Below are 17,809 nucleotides of genomic sequence, written 5' to 3' on the forward strand. Positions count from 1 at the left end.
AGGGCTCAAAAGTCTGGTAGCACGTTATGAAACTTTGCGTTATGCATCTTAATTGAACCGCCGTATACCGAACGGTACGTACGGTGGTGTGAGAGGTCGGGAGTTAATCGCTCCCTCCTACTCGATTAAAGGGAACAGAAGGAAAAGAGCATCCATCAGGAAACGGTGTCCTGAAAGTGAGGGAAAGGGAGTGGGAAAAATTACCACAGTTTGAATTATAACTTCATATTACTGGATAAAATTTTTGATAAATAATAGAACAAACGTTCGTTTTATGGTAAAATAGAGTTACAGCTGTATGAGGGCGGTTTGGCCATTCCCCAGGAAAGGGGGTGGTGATATGACAGTTTACGAATCATTCGGATTGGTTTTTACAAGCATCGGGCTGACGATCAGCGGCTTGACCTTGATCATTTCAATGATTTTAGTCACAAATAAAAAAAAATAACCGTCCCATGTGGCGTGGAATGACGGTTATTTGATGCCTAGAATTCCAGCCAACCGCGCTCAATGCGGCATACAGCTGGCCGAATGCATATGCATTCGGTTTTTTGCGTTACATTAATTATACTAAAGCCAGTCTATTTTGCAACTGACTTATACCCATCCGCGTTCATACGGCACCGGGACTTCGATTTCAGCGTCCAATTCCTTGGAAGCGCGGAAAGCCCAGTAGGGATCCCGCAGCAATTCGCGGGCTAGGAAAATCATATCGGCCCGTCCGTTCTGCAGGATTTCCTCTGCATGGAGGGGACTCGTGATGAGACCCACGGCGCCGGTCGGAATTTCCGCATGGTGTTTGATCGTTTCCGAAAATTTCACCTGATAACCCGGATAAACCGGGATTTTGGCAGGCACCAGAGCACCTGAACTGACATCGATCAGATCGACACCCTGCTGCTTCATCCACTTGGCCATTTCAATGTACTGTTCCGGCGTCATTCCGCCTTTCGTATAATCATGGGCAGAAATTCGGACAAACAGCGGCTTGGTCCAGATTTCATTTACCGCTTCAATGACTTCCCGAAGTATGCGGTAGCGATTTTCCGAACTTCCTCCATATTCGTCCGTACGTTTATTTGTCAGAGGGGACAGAAATTCATTCAACAGATAACCGTGTGCTCCGTGCAATTCGATAACATCAAAACCGGCACGGTCGGCCCGGACAGCAGCGCTTCGGAAAGCTTTCACTGTTTCGGTGATATCTGCTTTCGACATTTCCGTCGGAGTTTTGTAACTGTCATTAAATGCCAAAGCGCTCGGTGCGTGGATATCTCCGTCAACGGTTGCTTTTCTGCCGGCATGGGCAAGCTGAATTCCAGCTTTCGCCCCGTTCTTTTTTATCAGGCCGACCAGTTCCGCCAACCCTTCAACATGGGCGTCCTCCCAAATTCCAAGATCGCGTGATGAAATACGGCCCTGGGGCTGGACTGCTGTCGCTTCCAGGATGATCAGGCCCGTGCCGCCGACTGCCCGCGTTGGGTAGTGGATGCGGTGCCAGTCTGTGATGCGGCCGTCTTCCTGGTCGCTCTGGTACATGCACATCGGTGCCATGACAATCCTGTTTTTAAAAGTTATATCTTTGATCGTCATCGGTTCAAAAAGTTTCACCATGGATATTGTCCCCCTTATCAGTTCACTGGCAAAATTACTTGAACTCTTTACCCAGCTCACGCGAACGCGCTGCCGCAGCGCTGACACATTGTCCGACGATATCCTTGAAATCATTGGCTGCCAAGGATTCAAGGCCCGCTGCTGTGGTGCCGTTCGGGCTTGTTACCTTCTGGCGCAACTCTGCAAAATCTTCCTGCTGCATCATTTCTGCGGCGCCCAGGAAGGTCTGGCGCACCAATTTTTTGGCATCCGCTGAAGAAAGGCCATTGGCGATGCCCGCTTCCCGCATCGCTTCTGCAAAATAATAGATATAAGCCGGTCCACTGCCCGCCACTCCTGTCAAGGCATGCAATTGATCTTCTTCGACCACGGTAACGCTGCCGATGGAAGAAAGCAGCTTGCGCAATTCATGTTGCTGCTCGACCGTCACATGTTTACTCCAGGCCACTCCCGTTGCTGATTTTCCGACTTGAGCCGAGGTATTCGGCATCGCCCGGGCCACAGGGAAATTTCCGACATGGCGCTGAATCGTGTCGATCGACACACCCGCTGCCACTGAAACAATGACCGTATTGCCGGACAGTTTTTTCTTAATGCCGGCCAATGCTGCTGCCACGTCTTTCGGTTTCATCGCCAACAGGATAAAATTGGCATCTTTCAATTCTGTTTTTGATTCATCGACGATATTGACACCATATTCATCGTGCAGTAATTCCAGGCGGTCCTGGTCTGATCTATTCATCACCGAAATATCCTCCGGTTTCATGATTCGTTTGTTGATCCATCCGTGAATCATGGATTCCGCCATTGATCCGGCTCCTACACATACAATTTTCATCTTTCTCCACTTCCTTTTCTCATAATAAAAAGCGCAATCATCCCTGTTCATCAAGGACGAAAACGCTTTGTTTCCGCGGTACCACCCAGCTTTGCCATTTAAGACACTACTCGATATCCTTAACGCGGACTTACGGCCGTGTTTTCACGGCAGCTCAAAAGCAGGTTCCAGAAGGGAGCGGGGGTGTGCCTTTCAGCTGAAGCAACACTCTCTTTACACCATCACCATCTGTACTGATCTTCATCATCGCTTACATATGTATATAAATTATACGGACAGCCCATTTGAATGTCAAATAACGCTGCGGGGTGACGGAGCGCGGTTTTACAGGTATGATGGATGAACAGTCATTCATTTTTTTAAGGAGAGATAAGAATTGAACCTACACAAAATCATTATTCCGACGCCTTTCGCGGTCGGTGACGTAAATTCCTATCTATTAAAAGGGGATGCATTGACCCTTGTCGACGCCGGGCCCAAAACACCGGAAGCGTGGGAAGCGTTGAAATTCGGACTGAACGAAGCTGGGGTGCAGCCGGAAGATGTGGAGCAAGTGATTCTTACCCATCATCACCCGGACCATGCCGGCTGGATCGACGGTTTTGATAATGCCAGATTATACGGCCATCCCTATAACGATTTATGGCTCCGGAGAGACCAGGCTTTTTTTGACTTTCATGATGCCTTCTATCTGGAACGCCTCAAAGAGGAAGGTGTGCCGGACGACCAACTTTTCTGGATCAAACGCATGAAGCGGCCGCTGACGCTGATGGGCAGCCGTCCGCTTGATATGACCATCAATGAAGGGGATGTGCTGCCCGGCCATCCGGAATGGGCTGTTATGGAAACACTTGGCCACGCGCAAAGTCATTTGTCCTTTTGGAACGAAGAGACAAGGCAGATGATCGGGGGAGACCATGTTATCGCGAAAGTTTCCTCCAATCCACTGATTGAGCCTCCGCTCGATCCATCGATGGGCCGCCCCAAGTCGTTGCTCCAGTATAACGAGTCATTGGGCCGATTACTGAAAATGCCGGTGGATATAATATACAGCGGCCACGGCGAGGACGTCCGCAATGTCCATGAACTGATCACCGAACGGCTGGCGAAACAGCATCAGCGCGCCATGAAGGTGCTGGCGATGATCGGCAATGAAGAAAAGACAGTCTATGATTTAACCAAGCAGCTGTTCCCTCATGCCTACGAAAAGGAATTGGGGCTGACACTTTCTGAAACCATTGGCCAGATTGATTACCTGCTTGAAGACGGCCTCATTACTGAGCAAATGGATGATAAGGGAATTTTCCATTACAAAGAAGCGTAAATTTACTGCTATATAAAGAATCAGCATAAATATGTCGCGCCGGCGCTGTTTTGCGGAATATCGGCTTCTATAGATTATTAGTTCAATTTATAAAATTGGTTTTATTGCAACAATTAGCCGCAGCATGTAAAATAAACGCGTTAGTGACTAACGAAAGCCATCACGATTAACTGGAAAAGGACTGAATCAATTTGAAAAAATGGGGTTTATTAATCGCTGGAATGTTGTTCCTATCAGCTTGTTCAGATGAAGAGGCAAAACCTGCCGAAACAGAGAAAAAAGAAGAAGTTGCGGTGGAACAGGAACAAAAAGAAATGACAGAAAGCGGTTTTATTACGCAGATCCGCAATGATAAAGTGCTTGTCAACAACATCTATTTCTCGTTCGCTGAAGATGTCGAAGTGGATACTTCCGGTGGCAGTGAAACTTCCGAGGCTGTGTTGAGTGATATCCGCACTGGCATGAAAGTGGATATTTCATACAATGGCCCGCTGGAACAAGCGTTCCCATTGGAAGCGGAAGCTGACAGCATTACGATTCTGAAAGATGAAGAATCAGTCGAACAGTCGGAAGCGCTGCAGGCTTATATCAATAAAGAGCAGCTCGCCAGCCTTCTCATACTTGGCCAGCCGATTGTCCGCGACAACGAAATCGGCTTCCTGTTCAACAACATGGACACCGGCGAGATGGAAGAAGTCCGCATCGATTTGGATACGCATGAATATACCGTTGGCGACGGTGAAGAAGAAGCAGAAGATACCAATTAACGGCAGAACGGTGGAAGCCGCTTCCACCGTTCTTTTTTTTGTTCATTTTTTAGCCCTTACCACTTGCGTTCAATTTTCATGCGTGGTATTGTATGTATATTAATTTTAATTAATGTATAAAAATACAAAGGTGGTTTTTCTATTGAATAAAAAAATCGTTCTCGCCTATTCAGGTGGACTGGATACATCGGTGGCCATTCCGTGGTTGAAGTCAGAAGGTTATGACGTAGTGGCAGTGTGCCTTGATATTGGAGAAGGCAAGGATCTGGAGTTCATCAAGAAAAAAGCGCTGCAGGTTGGAGCGGTTGAAAGTTACATGATTGATGCAAGAGACGAATTTGCGGATAATTATGCATTAATATCCATGCAGGCCCATACATTATACGAAGGGAAATATCCGCTGGTCTCCGCGCTGTCGCGTCCGCTGATCTCCAAAAAGCTGGTGGAAATCGCTGAAATGAGCGGTGCAACTGCCGTGGCCCATGGCTGCACGGGCAAAGGCAATGACCAGGTGCGTTTTGAAGTGTCGATCAAATCATTGAATCCGAACCTGGAAGTCGTAGCGCCCGTCAGACAATGGGGTTGGTCGCGTGACGAAGAGATCGCCTATGCCAAGGAAAACAATGTGCCGATTCCGGTCAACCTCGACAGCCCGTTCTCGATCGATATGAATCTTTGGGGCCGTGCCAATGAATGCGGCGTGCTGGAAGATCCGTGGGCGACGCCGCCGGAAGAAGCGTACGAACTGACGAATGCCCTTGAAAACACTCCGGATACGCCGGATACGGTGGAAATCGAGTTTGTCAAAGGAGTGCCGGTGAAACTGGACGGCATTTCCTATACATTCAAAGAACTGATTTTCGAATTGAATCATGTGGCAGGAAAACACGGCATCGGCCGTATCGATCATGTCGAGAATCGTCTGGTCGGCATCAAATCGCGTGAAATTTACGAAGCTCCAGCTGCAATGACCTTGATTGCTGCACATAAAGAATTGGAAGACATTACGATGGTCAAGGAAATGGCGCATTTCAAGCCGGTCATCGAGAAAAAAATAACTGAAATTATTTACGAAGGCTTATGGTTCTCACCCCTCCGCACAGCGCTGGAAGCATTCCTGAAAGAAACCCAGGAATTCGTCAATGGCACGGTACGTGTGAAAATGTTCAAAGGACACGCCATCGTAGAAGGAAGAAAGTCTCCGAATTCACTGTACAGCGAACAATTGGCGACGTATTCCACAGACGACACTTTCAATCACCAGTCAGCGGTCGGTTTCATCGAATTATGGGGGCTTCCGACAGTCGTTAATGCGATGGTCAATAAAAAGCCGGTGCCTGTCACCGAACAGGTGAAAGAAAAGGTGCAGTCATGACCAAGCTTTGGGGAGGCCGTTTTCAGAAATCGGCCGAACAATGGGTCGATGAGTTTGGCGCCTCGATTGCTTTTGACCAGGAGCTGGTAATGGAAGATCTCGAAGGCAGCAAAGCGCATGTGAAAATGCTCGGCGCCTGCCGGATTCTGTCGGAGGAAGACACGGCTTTGATACTTTCGGGCCTTGATGCACTGAAGCAAAAAGCGGCGGCAGGAGAGCTCGACTACAGCGCCGCCAATGAAGACATCCATTTGAATCTGGAGAAGTTCCTGATCGACGAAATCGGTCCGGTCGGCGGCAAACTTCATACAGGCAGAAGCCGCAACGACCAAGTTGCAACCGATATGCATTTGTATTTGAAAAACCGCGTCGGCGACATCATCGAAGCGGTCAACCATTTCCAACAGGCGATTGTGGAACAGGCAGAAACACACACGGAAACGATCGTGCCGGGCTATACACATCTGCAGCGGGCGCAGCCGATTTCGTTCGGCCACCACCTGTTGACGTATTTCTGGATGCTGCAGCGCGACAAGGAACGGTTGACTGAATCGATGAAACGCATCGACATATCACCGCTTGGAGCGGGGGCGATGTCCGGAACCACTTTTCCAATTGACCGCCAAATGACTGCGGAGCACCTCGGCTTCTCGGACGTTTATCCCAACAGCATCGATGCTGTCAGCGATCGTGATTTCATCGTTGAATTTCTGTCGAATGCGTCCATGCTGATGATGCACATGTCACGTTTTGCCGAAGAAATTATTCTGTGGTCAAGCGAGGAATTCCGGTTTATCGAACTGGATGACACGTTCTCGACCGGATCGAGCATCATGCCGCAGAAAAAGAATCCGGACATGGCAGAACTGATCCGCGGCAAGACCGGACGTGTTTACGGCAATCTGTTTGGTTTGCTGACCACCTTGAAAGGCCTGCCGCTGGCGTATAATAAAGACATGCAGGAAGACAAGGAAGGCATGTTTGATACCGTCCATACATTGATGGGCTCCCTGCCGATTTTCGAAGGAATGGTCCGAACGATGACCGTCCGCACGGATTCCATGGAAAAGGCGGTTTCAGCCGATTTTTCCAATGCCACAGAGCTTGCCGATTACCTGGCGGCAAAAGGAATGCCGTTCAGGGAAGCGCACGATGTCACCGGGAAGCTGGTGTTCACCTGCATTCAGCGCGGCTATTACCTGAAAGATTTGCCGATCGGCGACATGAAGGCGGCGAGTGGGCTGATAGAAGAAGATATTTACGAAACCTTACTGCCTCGAACTGCCGTGGAGCGGAGAACTTCGCTTGGCGGCACAGGCTTCGGCCAGGTACGCCATCAACTGGAGCTGGCCAAGTCGCTGATTGAACAATAAATAGCACCTACCATTAAAGCCAGGCCAATGCAGAAATTCTTGCATTGGCTTTTTACTGTCCGCAATCTCCACCGGAAGACGGATTTATTTCAACATACGAAATACTTCTTCCAATTTTGTCTAATAATTTGATAAACTGGAAGGGTTCGATACATACACTAATCTACAGCAGGGAGAAAGATAATATGCGCGTTTTTTTGGAATTGGGCTGGTTTTTTAAAGAACGGAAGAAACAATACATCACCGGCGTTTTCCTGCTCCTGATCGTCGCGTTTCTCGGGGTGCTGCCGCCGAGGATCATCGGCTTTGTCGTTGACGAGATCAGCCAGGGAACCCTGACTTCGGCCTACCTGTTGAAGTGGCTCGGGATACTTGCCGGATCGGCTTTGATCATGTATGTGCTCCGCTATGCGTGGCGTCTGTTGATCTTCGGCTCATCGATTACATTGGCGCGCAACCTGCGCGAGAAGCTGTTCCATCACTTTACGCAAATGTCCCCATCGTTTTACCAGAAGCGGCGGGTGGGAGATTTGATGGCGCATGCAACCAACGATCTGCAGGCTGTTCAGATGACGGCGGGAGCGGGAGTGCTGACGCTGGTCGATTCCCTGGCGACCGGCGGTTTTGTCATTGCGGCGATGGCCATCACCATCGACTGGAAGCTGACGTTGATTGTGCTGCTGCCGCTCCCCTTGATGGCATACATGACGAATTATTACGGCAAGCTGATGCATCTCCGGTTCCACGAAGCCCAGGCGGCGTTTTCCGGTTTGAATGACAAGACCCAGGAGAGCATTTCCGGCATGAAAGTGATCAAGACGTTCGGCCAGGAGAAGGAAGATATTGAAGATTTCAGGGCATTGTCGAAACGGGTGGTGGATGAAAATATCCGGGTGGCACGAGTGGACTCTTTGTTCGATCCGACCATTTCGGCCATTATCGGCATTTGTTATATGCTGGCCATCGGGTTTGGCTCCTATTTTGTCGTGAATGGCGACATGACGATTGGAGACCTTGTCGCTTTTACAGCGTATCTTGGGCTGCTGGTCTGGCCGATGCTCGCTTTTGGCTGGTTGTTCAATATCGTTGAACGCGGCCGTGCATCCTACGACCGCATCCGCCAGCTGCTGGCAGAACCGGCGGATATCGGCGACCACAAAGGCGCCCTCGATATCCATCCGGAAGGGGACATCATTTTCGATCTGGAGGAATTCAAATTTACCGGAGACGACCGTGCAGCATTGCACGCGGTCAAATTCACGGTTAAGCGCGGCGAAACCCTGGGCATTGTTGGGAAAACCGGCTCAGGGAAATCGGCCATTCTCCGCCTGCTGCTGCGGGAATTTGAGAATTACCGCGGCGAAATCCGTTTCGGTGGGCGCTCCATCAATGACTATAAAAAGAAGAAATTGAGAGAAGCGATTGGCTACGTGCCCCAGGATCATTTCCTGTTTTCGACCTCGGTCGGCGGCAATATCGCTTTTGCCAGACCGCAGGCTACAGAACAGGAAATCTGGGAAGCGGCGCAGCTGGCGCATATCCACCAGGACATCTTGAATTTTACCGATGGCTATGCAACGGTCGTCGGCGAACGCGGCGTTTCGCTTTCGGGTGGACAAAAACAGCGCATTTCGATTGCCCGTGCTTTGATGATGCGCCCGGAGCTGCTGATACTGGATGATTCCCTGTCGGCTGTTGATGCCAAGACGGAAGAAGCGATCCTCGAATCCCTGAAGCGGACGCGGACAGGTGAAACGACCATCATCACTTCGCACCGGCTCAGCGCCATCCAGCATGCCCACCAGATTCTGGTGATGCAGGAAGGCACGGTAGCGGAAATCGGAACGCACGAGGAACTGATGAAGAAACAGGGCATTTATTACGAAATGTATGAGCTGCAGCAACTGGAAGCGCTCGTCGAACAGGGAGGCGAGGCGCAATGAATGAAAAACAGAAAGAACTGACGGGAAAGGACCAATGGCTTGTTTTCAAACGGCTGCTCGTCTATTTGCTGCCTCATAAAAGGATGCTGTCGGTTGCCATGCTGCTCCTGGTGCTTACGGTATTGGGCGACGTAATCGGCCCATTGCTCATCAAAACCTTTATCGACAACTATCTGACAGAAGGAAATTTTCCGACCGGACCGATTGTCGGACTGGCGCTCGGTTATGTATTCATCCAGATTTCCAATGTCATCATCAGCTATTTTCAATTATTGAAGTTTCAGGAAGCGGCCCTGAAAATCATCCAACAGATGCGCATTGATGTGTTTACGAAGGTGCAGGGCCTCGGCATGCGATATTTTGACAGGACGCCGGCCGGCGGAATCGTATCCAGGGTCACCAATGACACAGAGGCGATCAAGGAAATGTTCGTCACGGTGCTCATCGGTTTCATCCAAAGTATTTTCCTGATCATCGGCGTTTATATTGCCATGTTCTTCCTGAACGTCAGACTCGCGCTGATCACGTTGATTCTGCTGCCGATTCTCCTTTGGATCATGTACATTTACCGCAAATACAGTTCCATTTACTATCAGGATCTGCGTGAGCGGCTCGGTCAGCTGAACGCCAAAATCTCAGAATCCGTTCAGGGCATGGGCATGATCCAGGCGTTCAGTCAGGAAGGACGGATGCAGGACGAATTCAATGACATCAATGAAAAACATTGGCAGGCGGGAAAACGCAATATCAAAATTGACGGCTTGCTGCTGCGTCCCGCTATCGACCTTGTTTATACGCTGGCGCTCATTATGCTGCTCAGCTATTTCGGCATCACGTCGTTTTCAGCAACTGTAGAAATCGGTGTGATTTATGCGTTCGTCACCTATATCGACCGGTTCTTTGAACCAATCAACCAGGTCATGCAGCGGCTGTCGATTTTCCAGCAGGCGATTGTCGCCGCTTCGCGCGTCTTCGATCTGTTGGATGAGAAAGATGAAGCACCTGCCCAGAAGGTCAGTGACAGCAAAATAGCGGATGGCCGCATCGAATTTCGGAATGTCAGTTTTTCCTATGACGGCAACGCCGATGTTTTAAAAAATATTTCCTTTACCGCGGAACCCGGAGAGACTGTCGCATTGGTCGGCCATACCGGCAGCGGGAAAAGTTCAATCATCAATCTGCTTATGCGGTTCTATGAATTTGAACGAGGCGAGATCTTCATTGACGGGCTCTCGGTCAAAGATTATCGTGCTGCCGAATTGCGCAAAAAGATGGGATTGGTGCTGCAGGACCCATTCCTGTTTTACGGTACCATCGAAAGCAACATCCGCTTGTATCATCCGGATATTAGGTTCTCCGATGTGCGCGCAGCAGCTGAATTTGTGCAGGCTGATAAATTCATCGCAGGGCTGCCGGACGGTTATGACCATAAAGTGACGGAAAGAGGCTCGACGTTCTCAAGCGGACAACGGCAATTGCTGGCGTTTGCCCGGACAATGGCCGCTGATCCGAAAATTCTGGTTCTCGACGAAGCAACGGCGAATATCGATACTGAAACGGAAGTCGCCATCCAGTCCAGCCTCGAAAAGATGAGACAGGGCCGAACGACAATTGCAATCGCCCACAGGCTGAGCACGATACAGGATGCCGAACTGATTCTCGTATTGCACCAAGGGGAAATTGTCGAACGGGGCTCACACCAGCAGCTGCTGGCTGAGCGGGGCCTCTACCATAAAATGTACTTGTTGCAGAACGGCATTGTGGAAGTCTAGGCGGAAAATTCATCGCCGATAATAATGGCAGGAGAGAAAAGAGGAATCTTTCTCTCCTGTTTTTCATTTATTATAGAAGAGACATATAATTTTCCTGGCCTGATTCCTTCATCGCTTCGCGAGATTCCTCGCAGATGAGTCGTACAAAATACCTTTTGTCTAAAACCTGTGCTCCTGTCCCTGCATCGCTTCGCTAGCTTCGGGACATGAAAGGGCGCTGCATCGCTGCGCTAGCTTCGTCGCAAATGAGTGGGGACAAAATGCATTTTGTCCCACTCATTCACAAAGAGTTCACAGGCAAAAGGGCAGTTTTCTGTGGACTTATTTGATAAGATGAAATGAGTAGAATGAAGGAGTGGAAAAAGTGGCAACTGATATCAATCTTTTCCTGGCTTTCGGTGCAGGATTCCTAAGCTTCATTTCACCATGCACATTGCCTTTATATCCGGCATTCTTATCTTATATTACCGGCATGTCGCTTGATGAAATCAAAAATGACAAGAAAATTATGCAACGGAGGGGCATGTTCCATACATTGTTCTTCCTGCTTGGATTTTCGACCATCTTCATCGCCCTCGGTTTCAGTACATCATTTTTCTATGAATGGTTTATCACGTATGATGATCTGATCCGACAAATCGGTGCCATTTTCATCGTTATTTTCGGTTTGATGATCATCGGATTTTTCAAGCCGAAATTCCTGATGGCAGATAAAAAGTTTTCTTTTAAAAATCGGCCATCCGGTTTTCTCGGCACCTTTGTCATCGGCTTGGCGTTTGCGGCGGGGTGGACACCATGCACAGGCCCAATCACAGCTGCAATCTATGCCCTGGCAGCAGCCAACCCGGGTTCAGGGGTCTGGTATATGCTTGCCTACGTGCTTGGTTTTGCAATTCCATTCTTCGTCCTGTCGTTTTTCGTGACACGGATGGGCTGGTTGCGCAAGCACAACAACACCATCATGAAGGGCGGCGGCTTTATCATGATTGCAGTCGGAATATTGCTGTTCTTTGACGGAATGACTTATCTAATCCGGATCCTGGGGCCGTTGTTCGGGGATTTCCAAGGCTTCTAATCGATATAAAAGCAGGTGAAAGCTATGAAAACTATCCAATCAATAGAAGAATATCACCAGTTGGTCAACAACGCAGAGTCTTTTCTGCTGTTTGTAAAAACTGATAATTGTTCGGTATGCGAAGGCTTGCGGCCACAGGTTGAGGTATTCGAAGACGACTACAAACTCCCGTTCTATCTGGTGAACGGGGCCAGGTTGCCCGAATTGGCTGGAGAGCTTCTGCTTTTTTCAGCGCCAATCGTGCTGATTTTTCATGAAGGCAAAGAAATTCATCGTTTTGTCCGATTTATAAGAATTGATGAACTGCGGAGCCGTCTGGATGAACTGGAGGAGGGATTGGATGTTTAATGAGGTCCCGCCGGAAATTTATCTGGCCATAACCACAGTTGGAGCGGTCCTGATGGGGATTTTCGCAATTTTTGTCAGGTCCCGTTCGGCCAAGAAGCCGGCCTCCGCAAAGAAAATCCTGCTCCCTCCATTATTTATGTCCACCGGAGCGCTGATGTTCATCTTTCCGTTTTTCCGGGTTTCCCCACCGCAAATTGCGGAAGCTTTGGCGGCCGGCATCCTTTTCTCTGTCGTTCTCATCTGGACTTCGAAATTTGAAGTGAAAGATGGCGAAATCTACTTAAAGCAGTCAAAAGCGTTCCTGTTCATTTTGATCGGGTTACTGCTTGTCCGGCTTGCTGCGAAAGTGATCCTCAGTTCCACAATCGACATTGGCGAACTCGGCGGCATGTTCTGGATACTTGCTTTCGGGATGATCATTCCCTGGCGCACCGCAATGTATATGCAGTTCAGGAAAATTGAAGAAAAAAATAAAAGCGCAGTTCTAGACTGACATAGCGATTTGAGACACATATAAAACACCATCTTTAGGCTGCTTGCGCCCCAAATTCCTTGGGTGCCAGGTAGCCTAATTTTTCTAGGATTCGATCTTCGTTATAGTAACGCATGTATTCAATCACTTTCTCCACAACTTGGATATTGTGCATCGAATTGAATTTAATGTATTGGAATTCCTCCGATTTGATATTAGAGTGGAAGGATTCAATGACCGCATTGTCCCAACAGTTCCCACGCCGTGACATACTGCTCACCGCATGTTTTTCCTTGATCAAACCCTGATAGGCATATGACGTATAGACACTCCCCTGATCAGAGTGGATGATAATCCCCTCGGGATAGCCCCGCAATTTCAGTGCTTCGTTCAAGGTATCGATGACCAGCGGTGTCTGCTGGTGATCATACATCTTGTACGCGACAATTTCGTTATTGAACAGGTCCATGATCGTCGACAGGTACATCGTCAAACTTCCGTACTGGATATACGTGATATCCGTTACCCATTTCTGGTTCGGCGCAGAAGCCGTGAAATTACGTTCCAGAAGATTCGGTGCGATGATGACAGATTCGCCTTGTGATTTCCATTTCCGTTTCGGTTTGATCCGGCATTGCAGGTGATGCTTTTGCATGATGGTTTGAACCGTATTGCGATGCCGATCCAGCTTGTAATCGTCCTTCAATAATTTCTTGATTTTCCGATGCCCAAAACGATACTTCGTTTTCCTGCACAACGTGATAATCGCTTCTTCCACTTCGTTTAACACGCTTGTGACGCCATCGGCGAGCCACCGGTAATAAGTAGAACGCGGGACACTCAACGCAGACAAGATGGCCGTCACCGTATATTTTTTTCGGTAGTTTTCGACCAAGTGAAGAATTACTTCTTTTTCAACTCCTCTTTCAGTTCCAAATACTTTTTTAAAATCTCGTTCTCCATTTTCAAATGCGCATTTTGGCGATCTTTCTTCTCGTCTTCACTCGCGAATTCCGGCCCATGCCCAAACGAATATTGCTTGCCGGCCGGCCGGTTGGTCGAACCGGTGGATTTCATTTGCCCGGTACCATCTCATCCACGTCTCAATCTGTGATTTATTTTTGATGCCATGTTTCTCCATAATTTCTTTCGTTGTCAGTTGGCCACTCATTTTTTCTCTTACCACGGCCCACTTTGTCTCACTTGAATATACGTTTTTGCCCACGCAAAAACACCTCCGATTAAAGTACTTTTGTAAAGTGTACCATCACGAAGGTGTTTTATATTGTCCCATTTTATTATGTTAGTCTATTCCCGGTTAAGGGAACTGTGCTTTTATACTGTCGAAAAATGGTTAGACTCTTTAATCATTGCGCTTTAGGCAGACGCTTCATTTTTGTTCTGTTAGAATCGAGGTTTCTCCTTCTTGAAACGTTCTAAAAAAGACAATCTCTTTATAGAAGAAATTCTGAGATATGGAGCAAAACAGCGAAGACGCCCAGGGGACCAAGCGAAGTGCTGAGATCCACTCGGGCGAAGTGAAACGAGCACGAGTTAGCTCGGCGCGAGCCCCCAGGCAAGCGAAGCTGTTTTGCGGAATATCGATTTACATACTTCACTTTCTAAAAGGTGGAAAAAGCGCAGTCCCCGGTTAATGGGACTGCGCTTTTATTGATTGTCCAGACTCCAGCGGCCCAGCTCTTCGGGTCATAAGCCGTATCAGCTGCGAGGCAAAGAGCGCCACTTCGCTGATTCGTCTTATGCCTTTCAGAGCTTAACGGGCGCTTCCGCTTTTCGCTATTGCTCAAAATAATGTTCGTACGGGGCCACATCGATGTCGAGTTCGTGCAATTTCTTCCGTAAAAACTTATGGTCGCGCTTTGGCGTAGCCTGGATATAGCCACGGATAATATGCTGATGCTCCATTTTCGATGCCTTTTCTTCGAGCAGAATCTGGCCGATCCTGCCGGCAATCTTTTGTTTGGCGACCGGGCGGAACAGGTCTGGCACCGGCTGTACCAGTTCGTTCAGCAATGCTTTCTCCTGATCGCCCCATAAATGAATCGTCTGATCCACGTAATATTCTTCCCAATTCAAATCTGATTTGCCGTCCTTTTTCGGAATCGATTTCAGAAATTTCCTGAACATGAAAAAACCGCCGATCGCGAATAAACCGACAAGCACCACTACCCAAAACAGAATGAACCATAAAAACCAACCGTCTAAAGCCATTTTATACACCTCTAACCTTCCGATATCTCCATTATAAGAGCAATATAAAAAAAATTCATTAAAAATGTATCCCTTTTTGCCCGAACTGTCTATATAGGGGGTGAGAGGAGGTGAAACAAAATGGCAACCAGCAACTTTAAGAACGCAAGCATCCGCCTGACTTTTGACAACGGCGTTGATGCGCTCGGCAAACCGCAAAAGAAACTGAAAGCGTACCACAATGTATCGGACAGTGCAGCGGCCACACCGATTTTCGAAACGGCTCGAGTATTGACGGATTTCGGAATGAAACCGTTGATCAACCTGGAAAAACAGTCGAATCTTTCAATCTACGCTTAACACTACTAAAGGGGGAATAGGGAATGGCAAAGACATTGGAATTGATTTTTGAAACAGCAGCAGGCAAAGGTGCAGTGTTATCTGTAGACGAACCGAGGGCAGACCTGACGGCTCTGGAACTCGCGGCCGGGATGCAGACCATCATCACACAAAACATTTTCGAAGTCGAAGGATCACCTTTTGCAATCGCTAAAGGCGCACGGGTGATTGAACGGAACGTCGTCGATTACGAAGTCTAAGGAATGGAGCCCTCCGTCTGTGGAGGGCTTTTTTGAATAACAGCAAAAAGAGGAGGGGAAGGCATGGAGGAATGGATGCGCTTGATCCAGGAAGTGGGGTTTCCGATTTTTGTCTCGTTCTACCTGATGCACAGAGTCGAAACCAAACTTGAAGCGATTCATGAAGCATTGATCGCAATCAGGCTTTGAATTCACAAATTCGTGACAAAGGGGGAGGAAACGGAGTTGTGGGTGCCGCATTGTTGCTTTAAGATGGAGGCAGTATGTAGTGTGGAGGCAGCAGCATGAAAAAAATCTATCTATCCGCCATCATCGGGTTGACGGTGCTTCTGGCCGCTTGCGGGGATTCCGCAATCGAAGAGTTTGCCCATACCGACCATCGCGGTGAGGAATTGTCGCTGGGGGATTTGAAAGGCAGTCCGTGGCTGGCGACTTTCGTGTTCACCAACTGCACAACGGTCTGCCCGCCCATGACATTCAATATGGTCGGGATACAGCAGGAACTGCAGGACCAGGGCATCGAAGACTATAAAATCGTAGCGTTCAGCGTGGATCCGGTGATTGATAAACCGGAAGTATTGGCTGATTATCTTGATAAATTCAATGTGCCGGACCCTGGCAAATGGCATTTGCTGACAGGCTACTCCCAGGACGCCATTGCGGCGTATGCAAAAGACAATTTTAAGGCTTTTGTAAAGAATGACCCGTCGAGCGACCAGGTTGTGCACGGTACAAGTTTTTATCTGATCGATCAACAAGGGGAAATAGTGCATAATTACGATGGCTACACCGATGTGCCGGAAAAAGAAATTGCTGCAGATATGCAGGACTTGTTGGCGGAATGATTCCGCTCAGCCCGGTGAATCGCATACGCAGAATTGAAGAGGCTTTATTCCGAAACGGAATAAAGCCTCTTTTTTTGATGGATTGTTTCACAACTGTTGTTTCTTTAAAAGGTCGCGTATCTCCATGAGCAATTCTTCTTTTTTGTCCAGCACCGGCAAGGTTTCTTTCTCCGGCAGGGCTTCTTTCCGTTGGAATTTCATGAACAGGCGGATGATCATGAAAATGGAAAAGGCGATTATCAAAAAGTCAATCACTGCCTGCAAAAAGGCGCCATAGCTTAAAGTTACGTCTCCTACTGTGTAGACTTCGTTTGCAATGCTGAAGCCTCCGAGAAGCAAGCCCACTGCGGGCATGATCAGATCTTCCACCAAAGAAGTTACAATTTTACCGAAAGCTGTGCCGATGACCACCGCGACTGCGAGATCCAACACATTTCCTTTCAAGGCAAAGGCTTTAAAATCCTGCCACATCCTCAACACCTCCATCTTTCACTTTACCTTTGAAACGGGGGGAAAGATAGTCCGGGCCAACTGAAGAATAAAGAGGGCCCTTGTGGTAAACTGTAGAAAACAGCAACTGGGTGTGAACAGATGAAAAAGAAAAAGTTGAAAAAGGGGAACAAGCGGAAATTGCTGTTCCTGATCCTGTTAGTTCCTGCGATGCTTGTGGGCATCACCTTGTTTATCAGTGTCTATTATCTTTTCAATCCCGATACCGTTAAGACAGCGTTGAAAGAAACCCCCAAGATTCTATGGGAAATGGACGTTCCTGAAGAAAACATTCCACTTTACAAAGAAACAGCGGAACAATATGATATCCCGTGGACCTTGCTCGCCGCCCACCATAGAGTGGAAACCCGGTTTTCCACAATGGACCCGCTGTTATCACCTGTCGGAGCGGAAGGGCACATGCAGTTCATGCCCTGCACGTTTGTCGGCTGGAGCCATCCCACATGCTCGGAATTGGGGCAGGGGGCAATACCGGAAGATGAAAAAACCGATCCCGGAGTTATTGAGGCACACGGAGGCTATGGCATCGACGGCAATGGAGACGGCATCGCCGACCCCTATAACCTTACCGATGCACTCCATAGCGCAGCCAATTATCTGGCAAAGAACGGGGCGGCTGACGGAGATCTCGAAAAGGCAATTTTCCAGTACAACCACAGCGATGAATACGTGGAGGACATCTTGTATTACCACAATCTTTACAAAAAGGAATTTTCAGAATAGGACATAAAAAAGAGCGGACA

18 protein-coding genes and 1 pseudogene are annotated in these 17,809 nt (G+C 48.4%); 14 read left to right on the forward strand and 5 right to left on the reverse strand.

From position 1 onward, the window contains the following. Nucleotides 1–597: 597 nt before the first annotated feature. Both namA and proC read right to left on the reverse strand, forming a co-directional pair. Entirely contained in the window at nucleotides 598–1,614 is a 1,017-nt protein-coding gene (namA, locus tag DIJ65_RS11820; protein WP_117302584.1) for an NADPH dehydrogenase NamA, read from the reverse strand. Nucleotides 1,615–1,648: 34 nt separating this feature from the next. Further along, nucleotides 1,649–2,452, reverse strand: coding sequence for a pyrroline-5-carboxylate reductase (gene proC / locus DIJ65_RS11825; protein ID WP_117302582.1), 804 nt, complete (start codon nucleotides 2,450–2,452; stop codon nucleotides 1,649–1,651). Between the two features lie 376 nt (nucleotides 2,453–2,828). Here proC and DIJ65_RS11830 point away from each other — a divergent pair, with 376 nt between their 5' ends. The 9 genes from DIJ65_RS11830 (at nucleotide 2,829) to DIJ65_RS11870 (ending at nucleotide 12,922) form a co-directional block, all read left to right on the forward strand. Then, nucleotides 2,829–3,776, forward strand: a complete 948-nt coding sequence (locus DIJ65_RS11830) for an MBL fold metallo-hydrolase (protein ID WP_117302580.1) — start codon at nucleotides 2,829–2,831, stop codon at nucleotides 3,774–3,776. Nucleotides 3,777–3,967: 191 nt separating this feature from the next. Continuing rightward, nucleotides 3,968–4,543: a hypothetical protein gene (locus DIJ65_RS11835; RefSeq protein ID WP_117302579.1), complete on the forward strand. Its 576-nt coding sequence runs from the start codon at nucleotides 3,968–3,970 to the stop codon at nucleotides 4,541–4,543. Between the two features lie 112 nt (nucleotides 4,544–4,655). Then, entirely contained in the window at nucleotides 4,656–5,918 is a 1,263-nt protein-coding gene (locus DIJ65_RS11840; protein ID WP_185959549.1) for an argininosuccinate synthase, read from the forward strand. Further along, nucleotides 5,915–7,291 carry an argininosuccinate lyase gene (gene argH, locus DIJ65_RS11845; protein ID WP_117302575.1) on the forward strand — a complete coding sequence of 459 codons (1,377 nt, stop codon included), beginning with the start codon at nucleotides 5,915–5,917 and terminating at the stop codon, nucleotides 7,289–7,291. Before DIJ65_RS11840 ends, argH begins: the two co-directional genes overlap by 4 nt. 185 nt (nucleotides 7,292–7,476) lie before the next feature. Further along, a complete protein-coding gene (locus DIJ65_RS11850; protein ID WP_117302573.1) occupies nucleotides 7,477–9,234 on the forward strand; it encodes an ABC transporter transmembrane domain-containing protein in 1,758 nt (585 codons plus the stop codon). Continuing rightward, a complete protein-coding gene (locus DIJ65_RS11855; protein WP_117302571.1) occupies nucleotides 9,231–11,006 on the forward strand; it encodes an ABC transporter ATP-binding protein in 1,776 nt (591 codons plus the stop codon). The genes DIJ65_RS11850 and DIJ65_RS11855 overlap by 4 nt, the downstream gene beginning before the upstream one ends. Nucleotides 11,007–11,370: 364 nt before the next feature. Beyond that, nucleotides 11,371–12,081: a cytochrome c biogenesis CcdA family protein gene (locus DIJ65_RS11860; RefSeq protein ID WP_117302569.1), complete on the forward strand. Its 711-nt coding sequence runs from the start codon at nucleotides 11,371–11,373 to the stop codon at nucleotides 12,079–12,081. A 24-nt stretch (nucleotides 12,082–12,105) separates the two neighbouring features. After that, nucleotides 12,106–12,429: a thioredoxin family protein gene (locus DIJ65_RS11865; RefSeq protein WP_117302567.1), complete on the forward strand. Its 324-nt coding sequence runs from the start codon at nucleotides 12,106–12,108 to the stop codon at nucleotides 12,427–12,429. After that, a complete protein-coding gene (locus DIJ65_RS11870) occupies nucleotides 12,422–12,922 on the forward strand; it encodes a CcdC family protein (RefSeq protein WP_117302566.1) in 501 nt (166 codons plus the stop codon). The genes DIJ65_RS11865 and DIJ65_RS11870 overlap by 8 nt, the downstream gene beginning before the upstream one ends. A 34-nt stretch (nucleotides 12,923–12,956) precedes the next feature. On the opposite strand, the pseudogene DIJ65_RS11875 reads toward DIJ65_RS11870, so the two are convergent. Both DIJ65_RS11875 and DIJ65_RS11880 read right to left on the reverse strand, forming a co-directional pair. Beyond that, nucleotides 12,957–14,126 (reverse strand): annotated as a pseudogene (locus tag DIJ65_RS11875) (IS3 family transposase). A gap of 572 nt (nucleotides 14,127–14,698) precedes the next feature. After that, the gene (locus tag DIJ65_RS11880) at nucleotides 14,699–15,133 is read right to left on the reverse strand and encodes a DUF2621 domain-containing protein (protein WP_117302562.1); all 435 of its coding nucleotides are present in this window, start codon (nucleotides 15,131–15,133) and stop codon (nucleotides 14,699–14,701) included. Between the two features lie 120 nt (nucleotides 15,134–15,253). Between DIJ65_RS11880 and DIJ65_RS11885 the strand changes: the two genes are divergently transcribed. The 4 genes from DIJ65_RS11885 to DIJ65_RS11900 all read left to right on the forward strand — a co-directional run bounded on the left by DIJ65_RS11885 (nucleotide 15,254) and on the right by DIJ65_RS11900 (nucleotide 16,556). After that, nucleotides 15,254–15,472 (forward strand): DUF1659 domain-containing protein, encoded by a 219-nt coding sequence (locus tag DIJ65_RS11885; RefSeq protein ID WP_117302560.1) that lies wholly within the window; start codon nucleotides 15,254–15,256, stop codon nucleotides 15,470–15,472. 23 nt (nucleotides 15,473–15,495) lie between these two features. Then, complete coding sequence (locus tag DIJ65_RS11890) at nucleotides 15,496–15,711, forward strand: DUF2922 domain-containing protein (RefSeq protein ID WP_117302558.1); 216 nt, start codon at nucleotides 15,496–15,498, stop codon at nucleotides 15,709–15,711. A 63-nt stretch (nucleotides 15,712–15,774) separates the two neighbouring features. Beyond that, nucleotides 15,775–15,900 (forward strand): YvrJ family protein, encoded by a 126-nt coding sequence (locus tag DIJ65_RS11895; protein WP_117302556.1) that lies wholly within the window; start codon nucleotides 15,775–15,777, stop codon nucleotides 15,898–15,900. A gap of 95 nt (nucleotides 15,901–15,995) precedes the next feature. After that, on the forward strand, nucleotides 15,996–16,556 hold the full coding sequence (locus tag DIJ65_RS11900; protein WP_117302554.1) for an SCO family protein: 561 nt from the start codon (nucleotides 15,996–15,998) through the stop codon (nucleotides 16,554–16,556). Between the two features lie 87 nt (nucleotides 16,557–16,643). On the opposite strand, the gene mscL is transcribed toward DIJ65_RS11900, so the two are convergent. Beyond that, nucleotides 16,644–17,027, reverse strand: a complete 384-nt coding sequence (gene mscL, locus DIJ65_RS11905) for a large conductance mechanosensitive channel protein MscL (RefSeq protein ID WP_117302552.1) — start codon at nucleotides 17,025–17,027, stop codon at nucleotides 16,644–16,646. A gap of 120 nt (nucleotides 17,028–17,147) precedes the next feature. On the opposite strand from mscL, the gene DIJ65_RS11910 reads away from it, so the two are divergent. Next, on the forward strand, nucleotides 17,148–17,789 hold the full coding sequence (locus tag DIJ65_RS11910; protein ID WP_117302550.1) for a lytic transglycosylase domain-containing protein: 642 nt from the start codon (nucleotides 17,148–17,150) through the stop codon (nucleotides 17,787–17,789). The last annotated feature ends 20 nt before the right edge of the window (nucleotides 17,790–17,809 follow it).

The organism is Planococcus salinarum, from assembly GCF_007004625.1.
Taxonomy (GTDB): Bacteria; Bacillota; Bacilli; order Bacillales_A; family Planococcaceae; genus Planococcus; species Planococcus salinarum.

Bases quoted from the DNA above. Each gene is read 5' to 3' on its own strand.
- proC (WP_117302582.1), bottom strand. From the start codon at position 2,452: ATGAAAATTGTATGTGTAGGAGCCGGATCAATGGCGGAATCCATGATT.
- DIJ65_RS11890 (WP_117302558.1), top strand. From the start codon at position 15,496: ATGGCAAAGACATTGGAATTGATTTTTGAAACAGCAGCAGGCAAAGGT.
- DIJ65_RS11865 (WP_117302567.1), top strand. From the start codon at position 12,106: ATGAAAACTATCCAATCAATAGAAGAATATCACCAGTTGGTCAACAAC.
- DIJ65_RS11880 (WP_117302562.1), bottom strand. From the start codon at position 15,133: ATGGCTTTAGACGGTTGGTTTTTATGGTTCATTCTGTTTTGGGTAGTG.
- DIJ65_RS11885 (WP_117302560.1), top strand. From the start codon at position 15,254: ATGGCAACCAGCAACTTTAAGAACGCAAGCATCCGCCTGACTTTTGAC.
- DIJ65_RS11840 (WP_185959549.1), top strand. From the start codon at position 4,656: ATGTATAAAAATACAAAGGTGGTTTTTCTATTGAATAAAAAAATCGTT.
- DIJ65_RS11910 (WP_117302550.1), top strand. From the start codon at position 17,148: ATGAAAAAGAAAAAGTTGAAAAAGGGGAACAAGCGGAAATTGCTGTTC.
- argH (WP_117302575.1), top strand. From the start codon at position 5,915: ATGACCAAGCTTTGGGGAGGCCGTTTTCAGAAATCGGCCGAACAATGG.
- DIJ65_RS11855 (WP_117302571.1), top strand. From the start codon at position 9,231: ATGAATGAAAAACAGAAAGAACTGACGGGAAAGGACCAATGGCTTGTT.
- DIJ65_RS11895 (WP_117302556.1), top strand. From the start codon at position 15,775: ATGGAGGAATGGATGCGCTTGATCCAGGAAGTGGGGTTTCCGATTTTT.
- DIJ65_RS11850 (WP_117302573.1), top strand. From the start codon at position 7,477: ATGCGCGTTTTTTTGGAATTGGGCTGGTTTTTTAAAGAACGGAAGAAA.
- namA (WP_117302584.1), bottom strand. From the start codon at position 1,614: ATGGTGAAACTTTTTGAACCGATGACGATCAAAGATATAACTTTTAAA.
- DIJ65_RS11900 (WP_117302554.1), top strand. From the start codon at position 15,996: ATGAAAAAAATCTATCTATCCGCCATCATCGGGTTGACGGTGCTTCTG.
- mscL (WP_117302552.1), bottom strand. From the start codon at position 17,027: ATGTGGCAGGATTTTAAAGCCTTTGCCTTGAAAGGAAATGTGTTGGAT.
- DIJ65_RS11870 (WP_117302566.1), top strand. From the start codon at position 12,422: ATGTTTAATGAGGTCCCGCCGGAAATTTATCTGGCCATAACCACAGTT.